15 protein-coding genes are annotated in these 14,190 nt (G+C 38.4%); 12 read left to right on the forward strand and 3 right to left on the reverse strand.

Annotated features, from left to right (window positions below; all coding sequences use genetic code 11):
* The first annotated feature begins 93 nt into the window (after positions 1-93).
* The 3 genes from ACNHOZ_RS16305 (at position 94) to ACNHOZ_RS16315 (ending at position 1,337) form a co-directional block, all read left to right on the forward strand.
* A complete protein-coding gene (locus ACNHOZ_RS16305; RefSeq protein WP_013056168.1) occupies positions 94-408 on the forward strand; it encodes a hypothetical protein in 315 nt (104 codons plus the stop codon).
* 130 nt (positions 409-538) lie between these two features.
* Positions 539-1,000, forward strand: coding sequence for a divergent PAP2 family protein (locus ACNHOZ_RS16310; protein WP_013056169.1), 462 nt, complete (start codon positions 539-541; stop codon positions 998-1,000).
* Between the two features lie 61 nt (positions 1,001-1,061).
* Positions 1,062-1,337 (forward strand): DUF6123 family protein, encoded by a 276-nt coding sequence (locus tag ACNHOZ_RS16315; RefSeq protein ID WP_013082383.1) that lies wholly within the window; start codon positions 1,062-1,064, stop codon positions 1,335-1,337.
* Between the two features lie 6 nt (positions 1,338-1,343).
* On the opposite strand, the gene ACNHOZ_RS16320 is transcribed toward ACNHOZ_RS16315, so the two are convergent.
* Complete coding sequence (locus ACNHOZ_RS16320) at positions 1,344-1,742, reverse strand: reverse transcriptase-like protein (protein WP_033578453.1); 399 nt, start codon at positions 1,740-1,742, stop codon at positions 1,344-1,346.
* Between the two features lie 219 nt (positions 1,743-1,961).
* Here ACNHOZ_RS16320 and ACNHOZ_RS16325 point away from each other — a divergent pair, with 219 nt between their 5' ends.
* The 3 genes from ACNHOZ_RS16325 to ACNHOZ_RS16335 are packed head-to-tail and all read left to right on the forward strand — an operon-like array spanning position 1,962 to position 3,156.
* Positions 1,962-2,615, forward strand: a complete 654-nt coding sequence (locus tag ACNHOZ_RS16325) for a ribonuclease H family protein (RefSeq protein WP_034266558.1) — start codon at positions 1,962-1,964, stop codon at positions 2,613-2,615.
* A 29-nt stretch (positions 2,616-2,644) separates the two neighbouring features.
* Positions 2,645-2,827: a zinc-finger domain-containing protein gene (locus tag ACNHOZ_RS16330; RefSeq protein WP_013056173.1), complete on the forward strand. Its 183-nt coding sequence runs from the start codon at positions 2,645-2,647 to the stop codon at positions 2,825-2,827.
* A 56-nt stretch (positions 2,828-2,883) separates the two neighbouring features.
* Positions 2,884-3,156 carry a DUF2564 family protein gene (locus ACNHOZ_RS16335; RefSeq protein ID WP_028414030.1) on the forward strand — a complete coding sequence of 91 codons (273 nt, stop codon included), beginning with the start codon at positions 2,884-2,886 and terminating at the stop codon, positions 3,154-3,156.
* A gap of 59 nt (positions 3,157-3,215) precedes the next feature.
* Here ACNHOZ_RS16335 and cspD read toward each other — a convergent pair whose 3' ends face one another.
* Entirely contained in the window at positions 3,216-3,419 is a 204-nt protein-coding gene (gene cspD / locus ACNHOZ_RS16340) for a cold-shock protein CspD (RefSeq protein WP_013056175.1), read from the reverse strand.
* 275 nt (positions 3,420-3,694) lie between these two features.
* On the opposite strand from cspD, the gene ACNHOZ_RS16345 reads away from it, so the two are divergent.
* The 3 genes from ACNHOZ_RS16345 to ACNHOZ_RS16355 all read left to right on the forward strand — a co-directional run bounded on the left by ACNHOZ_RS16345 (position 3,695) and on the right by ACNHOZ_RS16355 (position 9,899).
* Entirely contained in the window at positions 3,695-3,982 is a 288-nt protein-coding gene (locus ACNHOZ_RS16345) for a hypothetical protein (protein ID WP_028414029.1), read from the forward strand.
* Between the two features lie 302 nt (positions 3,983-4,284).
* The gene (locus tag ACNHOZ_RS16350; protein WP_028414028.1) at positions 4,285-5,526 is read left to right on the forward strand and encodes an MFS transporter; all 1,242 of its coding nucleotides are present in this window, start codon (positions 4,285-4,287) and stop codon (positions 5,524-5,526) included.
* 167 nt (positions 5,527-5,693) lie between these two features.
* The gene (locus ACNHOZ_RS16355) at positions 5,694-9,899 is read left to right on the forward strand and encodes a tetratricopeptide repeat protein (RefSeq protein ID WP_447697237.1); all 4,206 of its coding nucleotides are present in this window, start codon (positions 5,694-5,696) and stop codon (positions 9,897-9,899) included.
* A gap of 30 nt (positions 9,900-9,929) precedes the next feature.
* Here ACNHOZ_RS16355 and ACNHOZ_RS16360 read toward each other — a convergent pair whose 3' ends face one another.
* Entirely contained in the window at positions 9,930-11,225 is a 1,296-nt protein-coding gene (locus ACNHOZ_RS16360) for a purine/pyrimidine permease (RefSeq protein WP_048018507.1), read from the reverse strand.
* Positions 11,226-11,477: 252 nt separating this feature from the next.
* Here ACNHOZ_RS16360 and ACNHOZ_RS16365 point away from each other — a divergent pair, with 252 nt between their 5' ends.
* The 3 genes from ACNHOZ_RS16365 to ACNHOZ_RS16375 are packed head-to-tail and all read left to right on the forward strand — an operon-like array spanning position 11,478 to position 14,186.
* Entirely contained in the window at positions 11,478-12,302 is an 825-nt protein-coding gene (locus tag ACNHOZ_RS16365; protein ID WP_048018508.1) for a M55 family metallopeptidase, read from the forward strand.
* Between the two features lie 14 nt (positions 12,303-12,316).
* The gene (locus ACNHOZ_RS16370; protein WP_080963405.1) at positions 12,317-13,246 is read left to right on the forward strand and encodes an ABC transporter permease; all 930 of its coding nucleotides are present in this window, start codon (positions 12,317-12,319) and stop codon (positions 13,244-13,246) included.
* Positions 13,230-14,186 (forward strand): ABC transporter permease, encoded by a 957-nt coding sequence (locus tag ACNHOZ_RS16375; RefSeq protein WP_176344786.1) that lies wholly within the window; start codon positions 13,230-13,232, stop codon positions 14,184-14,186. Before ACNHOZ_RS16370 ends, ACNHOZ_RS16375 begins: the two co-directional genes overlap by 17 nt.
* Positions 14,187-14,190 lie beyond the last annotated feature (4 nt).

Below are 14,190 nucleotides of genomic sequence, written 5' to 3' on the forward strand. Positions count from 1 at the left end.
CTGGTGTTTTTACCTTAATTTGAACAGGATATGACGTGCCGCTTGATCCATACTAATAGTGTACCAACGAGGTACAAATAGGAGGAGATAGCGATGGGTCGTCAAAAATTAGGTAATAAAAATGCGCAAGCGAATAACAATGCAAAGCATAATTATAACCAAGAGTTCTCTTCTGAGTTTAAAGCAAATCAGGCTCAAAAAGCAAAGCGTGCAAAAAGTGCAAATGACACTTATGCTGGGGAGTTTGCTTCTGAGTTCAACGTGCAACAAAACCAAAATAATTCTGTTAACAAGAAGTTAGAAGCTAATAAAAGTGCAAATAATCAATATGGACAAGAATTCGGCTCTTATGCTGAAGTTGAATCTGCCAAAATGAATAATGCTGCACAAAAAAAGCGTAAAAAATAACAGAACTGTTTCCAAAAACGCCGGGATTAGTCTGCTCTGTCAGCAGATTAGCCCGGCGTTTTTTGTTGGGCAATATTTGCTTGGGTACAAGATGTCAATCCATCGCAAACTATAGATGAGGTGAAGCAATATGAATAAAGGAATTGTCATTGCTCTTTCATCAATCGGTTTAGCACAAGCTTTAAAAATCCCAATTAAAAAGTATCAAACAGGAAAATGGGATATGCGGATGATTGCTGCGTCGGGTGGAATGCCAAGCTCTCATTCAGCCGGCGTATCTTCTTTGGCTACCTATGTAGCATTAAAAAGAGGTGTTTCTACGATTGACTTTGCGTTAGCATCTGTTTTTGGAATTATTGTGATGTACGATGCACAAGGAATTCGAAGGCAGACTGGCGAAATTACTATTAAAGTGAATACGTTAGATGAAGAAATTGAAAAGCTTGCGGGTCTTCCAGACGGAGGCTTTCACGATTTGACGGAACAGCGCTTGAAAGAAATGCTTGGTCATCAGCCAGAAGAAGTGATTGGCGGAGCCATTTTAGGAGTAGCACTTGGAGCAATTGGCTATTTTTTAGAAGGGAAATCATAGTCAAATAGCCAAAAGTAAGCTAAGATAAAGAAGAACCTTTGCAAAAGGATGGGACGAAAAAGTGACAAAAACAGCTCAAACCGTTGAAGAGTATCTTCTTTATCTTGAAGAAAAAGGCTTTCATTTAGCAGAAGATGCACGTGGATTTATTTCATTTGGTCAGCAGTATACGCGTGCAGCTGACGAGATGGTCATATTTACAATTGAATGGACACTAAAAGTACAAAAAGAATTTGACGGCAGTTTTTTTGTATCGCTCCTCGAGAATTTGACATCAAATCGTATTAGCAATCAAAAACAAGCCATTCAATATTTAAAGTCATCAGGTATGATTTAAGCAGGATTACATTCCTGCTTCTTTTTGATTAATGGCTTGTCTGGCCAGCTGATCAGCACCTGCATTTTGAGAGCTAGGGATCCACTTTATAAAAAATAAATCAAATTGACTGGACAATTTGAGGGCTTCTTCTAGTAAAGGAGCAAACGCTTTATTTTTAACGTATTCTTGGTTCATTGCGCGGTCTACTAGCTGAGAGTCTGTTCGAAAAGATACGCTCGTATACTTTTTTTCTAAACAAATTTTTAATGCATGAAGAAGTGCATGGTACTCTGCTTCATGATTCGTCATTGTCCCAAGAGCAATAGCGTAACGATGATGTTCACCATTTCCTTTAATTAAAATACCAGCTCCAGAAGGACCAGGATTGCCAGCAGTGGCTCCGTCTATATAAACTTCAATCATCATACAGCCTCCTTGTTAAAACAATATAAGCTTAAACCATGTTTTTTCATCAATAGTATTGTATCATAAGTACTTCAGCTATTTTATATTAGCACGTATAAACGCTAAAATCCGCTTATTAGGTAAGAAAACTGTCATGAAAAGACATAATAGAAGATAAAATACAAAAAAGCAGAAAAAGTGTTGAATTCAAAATTGCTGATGAAAGGAATGCTCGTTATGAATTTCCAAATTGAATGGCATTATAAATCCTCGAAACATAAACAGTTAATTTTCACATCCGATTTCACAGATGCGAATGAGGCGCTAATGATTGTGGGTGATTTAGAAAAAACAGGTCGAACGAAGGAAATTTTTCTACTTGATGAGCAGCAGCAAAAATGGACTGTAAAAGAAGCGAAAAAGCTCTTACAGGAAGTACAGACAGAGCCTCACGATATTGTGGCATATTTTGACGGAGGCTATGAGCATGATACGCTTTTAGCGGGGCTTGGGGCTGTGATTTATTTTAAACAGAACAACCAGTCTTACCGAATACGACGAAACTCAAGACTGCAAGAGATAGAATCAAATAATGAGGCAGAGTATGCTGCTTTTTATTATTTAATACAAGAGCTTGAGGAACTCGGTGTTCATCATATACCGGTAACGTTTAGAGGTGACTCTCAGGTTGTATTAAATCAGCTTGCAGGGGAGTGGCCCTGTTTCGAAGAAGAGTTTAATCGGTACTTAGATCGAATAGAAGATAAAATGCAGGAACTTGGTATCCGACCGGTATATGAGCCTATTTCAAGGAAGGAAAATGAAGAGGCCGACCAGCTTGCGACTCAAGCTCTTCAAGGGATACCAATTGCTAGCAGGAAGCAAGTGTAACACACAGAACGAAATGGAGATGAACGAGAGTGGAACGTAAACAATTATTAGAAGAAGTAACGGAGTTATTGGATTACTACTGTAGTGATTGTTTTGTAAAAAAAACGTTTAACAAAGAAAAGGGCAAAACATACGCTCAGACGTTTTGTATTAAAGAGTGTACCGTAGGAGAAAAGATTAAGCAGTATGGAGATTTGCTGACTAAAAAGTAAGCGTGTATAATTTGTCGGCAGCAGCTTCATTCTATCCATATGGAGGTGTTCTTTCAATGGATAAGTTTTCAAATGAAGAAGTAACAACAGGATATAATGATTTAAAGCAAGTAGAAGTGTCCATTCAATCTGCTCAAAAGATGATTGGGACAGCTACGATGAGTATGAGTCCTCAGCAGCTTGAAGAGGCAACGAATGCGCTTAACGATGCAAAAGCACAGCTTCAATCTGCCAAAGCTCATGGCACAGGAGTAGACGAGCAATTTCTTCAGCAGTGCATGCAGTCTATTCAAACATGTGACCAGCAGCTTACTGAGGCCAAACGCTAGTTATAACAAAAAAGAGACTCAGAAAAGAGTCTCTTTTACTATAAAATAAAAAGATCTATTTATGATAGCTTAGTGACATTAGCGGCTTGTGGGCCTCTATTGCCTTCTACAATTTCAAAAGATACCTCTTGTCCTTCTTCCAAGGATTTATAACCTTCGCTTTGGATGGCAGAAAAATGTACAAATACGTCGCTTCCGCCTTCAACTTCAATAAAGCCATAGCCTTTTTCATTGTTGAACCATTTTACTTTACCATTTTGCATAACTTGAATCCCCCTAGTACTGTGCAGCATCATGCTGCTGAAACTCGAATTATCATTTCCAATAGAGGTAAATGATTGTTTATATTATATAATAAGAAGAAATAAAATTTCAATATTAAAATTTAACTTTTCTGAAAATTAAATTTTATTTAACGTGGACATAGTCTATTTTTAATAAAAAAATTTCTCGTGAGATGAAAAATAACTGAAAATTTAGTTTATAATAAAAGTATAGTCAGCATAATTTTAACGCGGTGATAAGGAGTGGGTCGTGTATGTATCGTACACAAATAAATGGAAAAGAAATCATTTTGTTATTTTCAACGCTCGAAGCAGCAAAGAGCCGCAGCAGCCTAGAGAAAGAACAAATTTATAAGCGCGTATTGCATTTAAATGAGCAGCTGTTAATGTTTCAAAATGGAACAAGCTTCACCATTGGTGATCCGTTAGGATTAATTGTAGCTCAAGTGAAAAAAAGCGATTTGACAACCATATATATCGAACATATTATTGATAAACAGTTTATGTATGATGGAGATGGTCATCGAGGTGAAGTAGTGTAATAAGATGACGCCTATATATGAAGAAGCGTACGGAAATACTCGTACGCTTCTTCATATATGGGATTAAAAACATGTGTTTTTACAAGTATTAACAAGAATAAATAACAAAGTTCAATAAATTAAAGAAGAACAGTGAAACCATGAATAGCAATTACCTTTTTAGCTAAAAAATATAGATACACATCATCTTATGTAATGAGATAGTTAAGCTTTGAAATCAATGAACACGAGAAGTTTTATAAAGCTTAAATTGAAAAACGTGTGATTGTGACGTTAATTAGAAGTAAGGTTTGGAGGACGCTATGGAAAGTAGAAAAAAATTGGATTTACTTGCTCTTGCTTCTGTGCCACTTATCATGACCCTCGGAAATTCAATGTTAATTCCGGTGTTGCCGGTGATTGAAAAACGTCTACAGATAAGCTCGCTGCAGGTATCCATGATTATCACGGTCTACTCAATTTTCGCTATTTTTTTAATCCCGATTGCTGGTTATTTATCAGATCGATTTGGCCGCAAGAAAATTATTATTCCTAGTTTGCTGCTTGCTGCAGTAGGAGGGGCTTTAACAGGCTGGGCTTCATGGCAAATGGCCAATCCATTCTGGGTTATTTTAATTGGCCGCGCGATTCAAGGAATAGGTTCAGCAGGGGCTATGCCTGTTGTGATGCCTTGTGTAGGAGATATGTTCAAAGACGAGCAAGAAATTACAAAAGGACTAGGTTTAATTGAAACAGCCAATACGTTTGGGAAAGTACTAAGCCCAATACTGGGAGCTTTTTTAGCGGCTATGATTTGGTTTCTTCCTTTTTGGTTCATTCCTATTCTTTGCCTTATTTCGATTCTTTTAGTTATCTTTTTAGTAAAAGTTCCGAAAAATGATAGTTCTTCTGAATCTGAACAAAAAAAGAAAAGTATCACGCAGTTTTTGAAGGATTTGAAGAAGACGCTCAAAGAAAATATTGGATGGCTTATGGCTATTTTTATTTTAGGCGCCATTATTATGCTTGTATTATTCGGGGTTTTATTTTACCTATCGACCATACTAGAGGAGCGTTATCATATTGTGAATACGAAAAAAGGCTTGGTAATGGCTATTCCTTTGCTCGCTTTATCTATTTCTTCTTTTGTGGCGGGGAAAAAAGTTGGAAACAATAAAATCGTTATGAAGTGGTCTGCTTTTTTTGGCTTTTTATTGTTAACATGTTCTTTCATCATTTTATTTTTTAATACGTCTCTTTTTAGTATTTTACTCACTTTAGTGCTTGGTGGAATTGGAATTGGAGCAGCTCTTCCCAGTCTTGATGCACTTATTACAGAAGGAATTGAAAAGGAAGAGAGAGGAACCATTACGTCTCTTTACAGTTCGATGCGCTTTGTCGGAGTAGCAGCTGGGCCTCCTCTTTATACATTGCTTATGAAGTGGTCGGACATGGCTGTGTTCCAAACGTCTCTAGGGGTTAGTGCAGTAGGTGCCATTTTAGTTTTAAAAGCTATCAAACCAAAACCTGAAGGCGGCGTAAAACTGAAGAAAGCTGAAGTGTGATTTTACGGAGCTGTCTTATGATAAAAGACAGCTCTTTGCTATTTAAAGACCCGTCAATATGCTTAAATTTATATTGTGTCTAGAAAAAATCCTTGAAATTTCTTATACTTCAATTTATAGACAGCAGATGTAATAGTTCTTATTTTATTGAATAAGGTGGTTTTGAATTGAGTATAAATTATCAGAAATTAAAAAGCATGGTGGATCATTATCAAATATTTGATCTTGTAGCGTATATAACAGAAGAAGTACAAAGCCTTCAACCAAAGAGCCTTGCGGGGATTGTGAAAGAATGGTTGACACACTTACAAACGGAAGAAGAGCTGTACGAGCTTATCCGCTTTTGTGATGAGGCTTTATTAAATCGTTTAAGCCGAATGTTAACGACATATGGCTATCGTCGATTTGGCTCGATTCGAATGGTGACTCTTTATTGCGATGATCTCCTGCGCGAAGGCAAGATACTTGACGCTGATGATAGACTTTCTTTATTAATTTCTCAGCTGGATACGGAATCAGTTAAAAAGGAACAGCTTGAGAAAATCTATTTTTTAAAGGTAAGAATTCTTTTAGAAATGAAACAAGTGGATGAAGCTTCTAAGTGGATGAAACAAGTAACGTCACATAACCAAAAGGGTATGGCTGACAGATGGGGCTATTTTTATTTGCAGCTCAACGACAGAATGAAAGCTGAAGCCTGCTTAAAAGAAGGAACGGCATATAAGGAGAATGGAGATTTTTGCTATGCAATGCTAGCGGACTTATATGCGTACGAAGGGAAGCATGAACAAGCGCTTGAAACAATTAACGAGGCTATTGTTCGCTATCCACAGCTTCCGTCTTTATATATGGATAAAGTCATGCGATTAAAAGATTTAAAAGAGTATTCTCTCTTGCTTGAAACGATTGAATTTATCGACTCAAAGTTACCCTATCACGATTATCAAGATTTTTTTACGCTGCTGCGCGCCGACATTTATTTTGAACAGCAGCAGCAATCTCAGCTTATGCATCTGCTCTCGACCAAGCGATGTTTAAAAGATTCACCTTATCAAAAATTAATCGGAAAGCATACAGACGATAAATTCAGTACAATCAAGCTTCCGATTGTACCCATCGTTCAAAAAGATAATTATTGCGTGCCAGCCAGTATGAGTATGATGTTAAGGCTTTTACATACCGAAAAAACACAGGATGAGATTGGAACGCGTATTTACGGCGGCTTAGGATCCAAATTATCAACTGCGGTGAGCTACTTTGAATCTCTTGGCTTTGCAGCGATGTTTTTCACAGGCACAGTTGAACAGTTTAAAGAACTATTAGACAAAGGGCTGCCTATTTTGGTCAGTCTGGAATTTGAACAAGCTTCCCACGTTCAAGTTGTATTTGGCTACGATGATGAACTTGAACTTTTCCATGTACAAGATGCTAATTTTCTAAGTCCAACATATGTAGAATATAAAAATTTTGATCAGCATTACGCTAATTCGGGGTTTTTATCAATTGTTGCTTCTAAAGCGGCAGCGGATCTCGCTTCACTTTCTAAAGAGCAAGATGAGTTTATCCGTCAGCTGTATGACTTAATCGAACTAGTTGAAGCGGATGAAGAGGCCCACATTAACGATCTCGTTTCTTTATTAAAAGCAAATGAGCATGTTCCATTTTCCGCTATTTACAGTATGAAGCATTTGTACAGAAAAGAGCATGAAGCCTATATTCGTACGTGTATTAATCATGTGTTAGAGAAATATAGCAATCATGATTATCTTAAGCTTCACGCCGCATATGCCTTTTTTAAACTTGACGACAGTAAGGGAGCATCTTCCTTGTTACACCACATAGATAACAAAAAGCATAGCTCTTTTTATCACTATCTTAAAGGAAGAATTGCGCTGGATGAAGAGAAATATGATGAGGCTGTTGAAGCACTGCGCAGCTCGCTGCAATTAGACGTAGAGCAGCATTTGAACTGGAGCTATCTAGCACTTGCATACATGTACCAGGGAAACCTCGAAAAGGCTTTTGAATGCTCGACTATTTCCTTAAATATGTATAGTGATGAATCTTATACACAAATCAATCACGGACTTATTTTAATGGAGAAAGAAAGATACGCAGAAGCCAGAAATCTTTTCGACGCGTTATTAAAGGAAAACCCAAAAGATGCGCACAGCTGGTTTGAAAGAGCCCGTTGTGATGAACATTTAAAAAAGTTTCGTAAAGCTTACCGGGGGTTTCAAGTAGCTAAACAGCTTTTGCCGACTGTTCCTTATCCATATCTTTCGATAGCTGATTTGCTACAATATCAACTAGAAAAAACGGACGAAGCTGAAAGCTATCTCAAAGAAGGCATGAAGCATCTACCGGGCGACATGACAATTCGAGGAAGACTAGGCGATTTATACGTCGCGAATCAAAGGTACGAAGAAGCTATTGCTCTGTATAAAGAAGGCTTAAAAATAGAGGAAGATGCCCTTATGTATTTGGGGTTATCTTATGCGTATTTAGAAACAGGTGAACATTTAACGGCCGTTGATACGCTCACGCTTATTGCGCAGAAGTTTTCATCGAACAGCGACGTCATGTTGGATGCAGGCAGCATGCTTTTAGATGCAGCAAAACAAAAGGAGCTAGACAATCAAACGTTAGAGTTTGGATTTGCTCTTTATGAAGAAGGAATTCATTTTGCTCAAACAGCGTTAGATGAAGTGTTAGAAGCATATACGGGTTATTTAGAAGACACAGCTTTATTGACTCGTGGAATTAAGTTTTTAACTGCAGAACATCAAGAGCACCCTAATGAGATTTTGTACATGTGCTATTTAGGCATATTATACGAACAGGTCAAGCAGCTAACAAAAAGTGAGAAGCTTTATCATCAAGCGCTTCGTATCAAGCAAGATGCTTTGCCATATTATCGGTTAGGTGAAATATATCAATCAATGAATCGCATCACTGAAGCAAACGAGGCCTTCCAAAAGTGCTTAACTCTTGATAAAACATTTGAAGCCGCTTGTATGAAGCTTGCCGAAATGGCTTGTGAAGAACAAAATCGAACGGCTGAAAGAAATTGGCTGCTTCAATGGATACGGCTGAATCCTATGGAAGTAAACGTTGAGCACGTAGCTTCACTTTGTGAAACAGAGAAAGAGTATGAAGAGCTGTTAGAGGTATTAAAGAGCGTAGAGGAAATTGTGCTACCTCAATGGCTCGCTGACAGCCAGGCTCATGTGTATCGTCTAAAAGGAGACATTTCACAGGCTGAAGCGTATCTAGAGAAGGCTCTTGAACTAGATCTACAGAATCCTGCTATTCGCCATCATCAGGCAAAATGGCTCATCATGGAACAGAGATATGAAGAAGCTAGAAAAGTTCTTACAGAGTTGCTAAGTGAGGATCCGGAAGATTACGCTCTATTTCAAACGTTCATGTCTAGCTTTCTAAATGGAAAAAAACTGTCCGGGCTTACGGCAGATTTAAAAAAGATAAAAATGGAAAAACAAAGCAAAAGTTTGTTATTTAAAAACGCAGCCGAGGCTTTAAATGAGTATGCCGATTCGGTCGTAGAAGAGCAGCAAGGATCTATCTTCAAACGAAGCTTAGCAAAATTCAAAGCAAAAGCAAAAACGGTTACGCTGCTTGGCTTAACGATTGAATTGTATGAACTTGCCATAAAAACGGATCGAAATAATAAAGAGGCTGTGCATGCATTTGCGGCTTTTTACGAAGAGAAAGGGTTGATTGAAGATAGCATCACCGTGCTGAAAAAATCGCTGCATCAAAGCTGGGATTTTGATGTTGCCTATCATTTAGCCAATATACTCGTTAATATCCAAGAAAATGAACAGGCTGCACATGAAGCGCTAAACTTAGTTCAAAAACTTCTCAAACAGCAGCCAAATCATATAGATTTGCAGATATACCGAGCATTTATTTTGAGTAACCTTGAAGAGGTAGAAAAATCAGAGGCTGCTTTTCAAGAATTACTTCAGCAGGAGATTTATCAGCCTGACATATATGCAGGACTAGCAAAACTGTATAATAAAACGGAACGTTATCATGAAACTGTTCAGCTTCTTCAAAAAGCAATTGAACAGCGTCAAGAGTATGAAGGAATGTATACCGATTTAGGTATCGCGTATCATTTAGAAGGTGAAACAGAAGCAGCAGCTTCGCTTATGATAACCAGAGTAGAAAGCGGAGACGAAGATCTTTTTATTCGCTATAACTTGGCATGCTACCTAGCTGTTCTTGGAAAAACTGCCTCTGCTCAGGAAGAGTTGGATTATGTTTTAGCGCACGATGAAACGGGAGAATTTTATGAAATGGCTATGGAAGACGATGAACTAAAAGGATTAACGGTAAAAAGGTAAAAAAAGAAGCTGAGTTTCAGCTTCTTTTTTTTATCCCTCTTTTGCATCTTGTCTTTTCAACGAAAGTGATTCGGAAATTTCCAGTGCAAGAATGATAATGGTACCAAGAACTAATCCATTGCTTAAAAACGTAGTAACTAAAGGAGGAAGTGTTGAAAAAGCTTGAGAAGGCAAAAACATAACCCCTATCCCCGACAGCAGCGCAATACCTGCTTTTTTCATTGCTTTTTCGGGCTGTTTGGCATGCTTGAATTCTCCAATTCCAAGAGCCATCATACCTGTAAAAACAGGAAAGATTGCCGCGTATCCGACGGCAGGAGGAAGAGCGGACATAATGGATGTTAAAGGAGTAAAGATACTCAGAAAAAGCAAAAGACACGATGCTACAATAAAAGGAACTCGGCTATAAATATTTGTAGCTGAAATAAATCCACCGGAACCTGAAATAGGAACGGCACCGACACCTGAAAACAATCCTCCAAGCAGCTGGCTTATACCCGAAACCATCCCGGAACGTTTAATATTGTCTTTTTCAATTTTTTCTCCTTTGTGTTTATAAACAGACTCAACAACACGAATAGAAGCGAGCATGTTTGTGATTAAAATGAGTGTTACAAAAAAAGCAGTAACAACCATATTCCATTCAACGCGAGGAGCTCCGAATACAAACACTTTAGGTATGTAAAATAATTGCGCCTGAAATTCGATAGGTTTAGCTAACCCTAACATTGCAAATACTCCCCAGCCTACACCAATACTAATAATAATGCTGAGTTTATTTAACGTCCGGTGTGATAATAAATAAAAAGTCAGCAGCAAAATCGCAGCTGAAGTCAGCGCAATTGGAAGTTTAATAGCTGAATTCGTTTCTGTAATGCCAAACATTCCTTTTAAAAAGGAACCGCTGAGCTGCGTCACTAATAAAATTAAATATGTACCGGTAACCGTTGGAGTAAAGTATTTTGCTAGTTTATCAATGAGACCAAACAGGCTCATTAAAATAGCAATTATCCCGCTTATAAGAAGGGTGAACTGCAGCACGCGAAGCGTTTCGGAGTGAGAACCAAACAGAACGGTTCCAAGACTCGCATACAGAGAAAAGACGCCCCACCAAACGCCAGCTGGCCCTTCCATGATTGGGTATTTATGCCCTATAAATACCTGCAAGAGCCCGGACAAAGCCAAAATAAATAATGTTCGCTGTAAAAATTGAATAGAATCTGCTGGGTTTAAATGAAACTGAGAAGCAATTACAATAGGAACAATCATACTATTAGAAATCATAAATAAAAACCATTGTAGCGAAGCAATGGAAACTCGAAACATTCTTAACACCTCAATTAATGCCGACGAGCGGCTGAATGAACCAACAGGTTGCTCTATTATTTTACCATGGGATTTCCAATTTGTAAGCGATATCTTGTTAAAAGGATGACGAGTAAAATGTCAAAAGATTCAATATATTGTTGTAAAAAGAAGAAAGATAATTTATAATTTTCTTACAATTATAAATTATAAACATAAGAATAATTTATAATAAACTGACTAACAGTCAAGGAAGGAGGAGGGATAAGACAAATGAAACTATACCTGTCGGTTGATATGGAAGGAATTACGGGACTCGTCGATCACACAAATGTTCTGCGAGAGAAAGAGAATTATGAAAGAAGCCGCCAAATAATGACGGATGAAGCGAATGCAGTCATTTATGCAGGGTTTAGAGAAAAGTGCTCAGAAGTTGTGGTAAATGACAGTCATTCGAGTATGAATAATCTCCTTGTTGAACGGCTTCATCCAGAAACTCAGCTTATTTCAGGAAGCGTAAAACCATATTCAATGGTACAGGGATTAGATCAGACTTTTGATGGTGCTATATTTCTAGGGTATCATGCTAAAGCATCCATGCCTGGTGTCATGTCTCATTCAATGATATTTGGTGCTCGCAATATGTACATAGACGATATGAATATTGGAGAGTTAGGCTTCAACGCATACGTCGCAGGCTATTACGGTGTGCCAGTTTTAATGGTAGCTGGTGATGACCAAACGGCGCTGGAAGCACAGCAGCTTATTCCAAACGTGACGACTGCTATCGTCAAACAGGCCATTTCACGTTCTGCAGCCAAAACATTAACCCCTAAGAAAGCAGAACAATTACTTCAAGAAAAAACAGCCGCAGCTATTCAGCACAAACACCTTGTTAAACCTTTAATTCCACCTAAACACCCAACCTTACGAATAGAATTTGCAAATTATGGTCAAGCAGAGTGGGCGCATTTAATGCCGGGCACAGAAATTGAACCTGGAACGACGACCGTTCGGTTTCAAGCAAAAGATATTTTAGAAGCTTATCAGGCCATGCTTGTTATGACTGAATTAGCTACGCGCACAACATTCTGTTAGAAGGTGGGATAAAGGTGAAAAGTTATATTTTAAAGCGATTTTTATCCATGCTTGTTACGCTGTGGGTAATTGTGACCTTAACCTTCTTTTTAATGCATTCGATTCCTGGATCTCCATTTAATGAAGAACGAGCGACAAGCGATGCAGTTCAAAAAAACCTGGAATCATTTTATCACTTAGATGAGCCGCTAGTTGTGCAATATGTTCTTTATTTGAAATCCATTGTTACCTTTGACTTTGGTCCTTCTATTAAACAGCCGTCTCAAACGGTTAACGACCTTTTAGGAAGAGGGTTTCCCGTGTCATTTGAACTTGGAATGGTGACGTTAATTCTTGCGGTGATTTCCGGTATTACACTAGGCATTATCGCTGCTCTTAGAAGAAACGGAATAATTGATTACATTGCGATGAGCATAGCAGTTATCGGATTGTCGATTCCAAATTTTGTTATGGCCACGTTGTTAATTCAACAGCTTTCTGTTAATTTTAAAATTTTACCCGCTGCTACGTGGACGAGCCCTTTACATATGATTCTTCCGACTCTAGCTCTTGCCACAGGTCCTATGGCTATTATTGCACGTTTGACTCGCTCAAGCATGATAGAAGTACTGACTCAAGATTATATTCGAACAGCGCGTGCAAAAGGGCTTTCGCCAATGAAAATTGTATTTAAACACGCGCTTAGAAATGCTTTAATGCCTGTTATAACAGTTCTTGGAACGATTGCAGCCAGCGTATTAACTGGCACATTTGTTATTGAACAAGTCTTTGCTATTCCTGGCATGGGGAAATATTTTGTGGACAGTATTAATACGAGAGACTACCCCGTAATTATGGGCACTACGGTCTTTTACAGTTCGATTCTCATCATTATGCTTTTTTTAGTAGACATTGCTTACGGAATACTTGATCCACGAATCAAACTGTATAAGAAGGAGGGATAACGTGCTGGAAAAACAGGAGTATAAGCAAATTCCTGATGAGTGGTTTACGCCAAAGAAAAAAAAGAAATCTGAAGCCGAAGCAGTTGTAAGGCCGAGTCTTTCTTATTGGCATGATGCATGGCGCAGGCTTGTAAAAAACAAGTTGGCCATGCTGGGTCTCTTTTTTTTAGTCATCCTCGTTGTGATGGCTATATTCGGTCCTATGTTTTCACCCTACAGCGTAACGAAAGCCTCTTTTACAGAGCAAAACCTTCCTCCTTCAGCTAGTCATTGGTTTGGAACGGATGACTTAGGCAGAGATATGTACACTCGGACATGGTACGGGGCTAGAATCTCTTTATTTGTAGGGCTGATGGCAGCGCTTATTGATTTTATCATCGGTGTCATTTACGGGGGCTTCTCAGGCTATAAAGGAGGAAAAACAGATAATGTCATGATGCGCGTAATTGAAATTTTATACGGTCTTCCTTATTTATTAGTGGTAATTTTACTAATGGTAGTCATGGGACCCGGGCTTTCTACGATTATTGTGGCACTTTCCGTTACAGGTTGGATCGGGATGGCGAGAATTGTACGGGGGCAAGTATTGCAAATAAAAAACTATGAATACGTGCTTGCATCCAAAACGTTTGGAACAAAAACAAGCCGTATCATTAAGCGAAACCTGCTTCCAAATACGATGGGACCGATTATCGTTCAAATGACACTAACCGTACCAACTGCCATTTTTGCTGAAGCTTTTTTAAGCTTTTTAGGGCTGGGTGTACAGGCTCCTTATGCGAGCTGGGGAGTAATGGCAAACGATGGTTTATCAACGATTCTATCAGGCTATTGGTGGCGTTTGTTTTTTCCCGCGTTTTTTATTTCTCTTACCATGTTTGCTTTTAATGTCCTTGGAGACGGACTGCAAGATGCACTTGATCCGAAATTAAGGAGGTAAGCAA

The sequence above is a fragment of the Priestia sp. D51 genome, assembly GCF_053345675.1.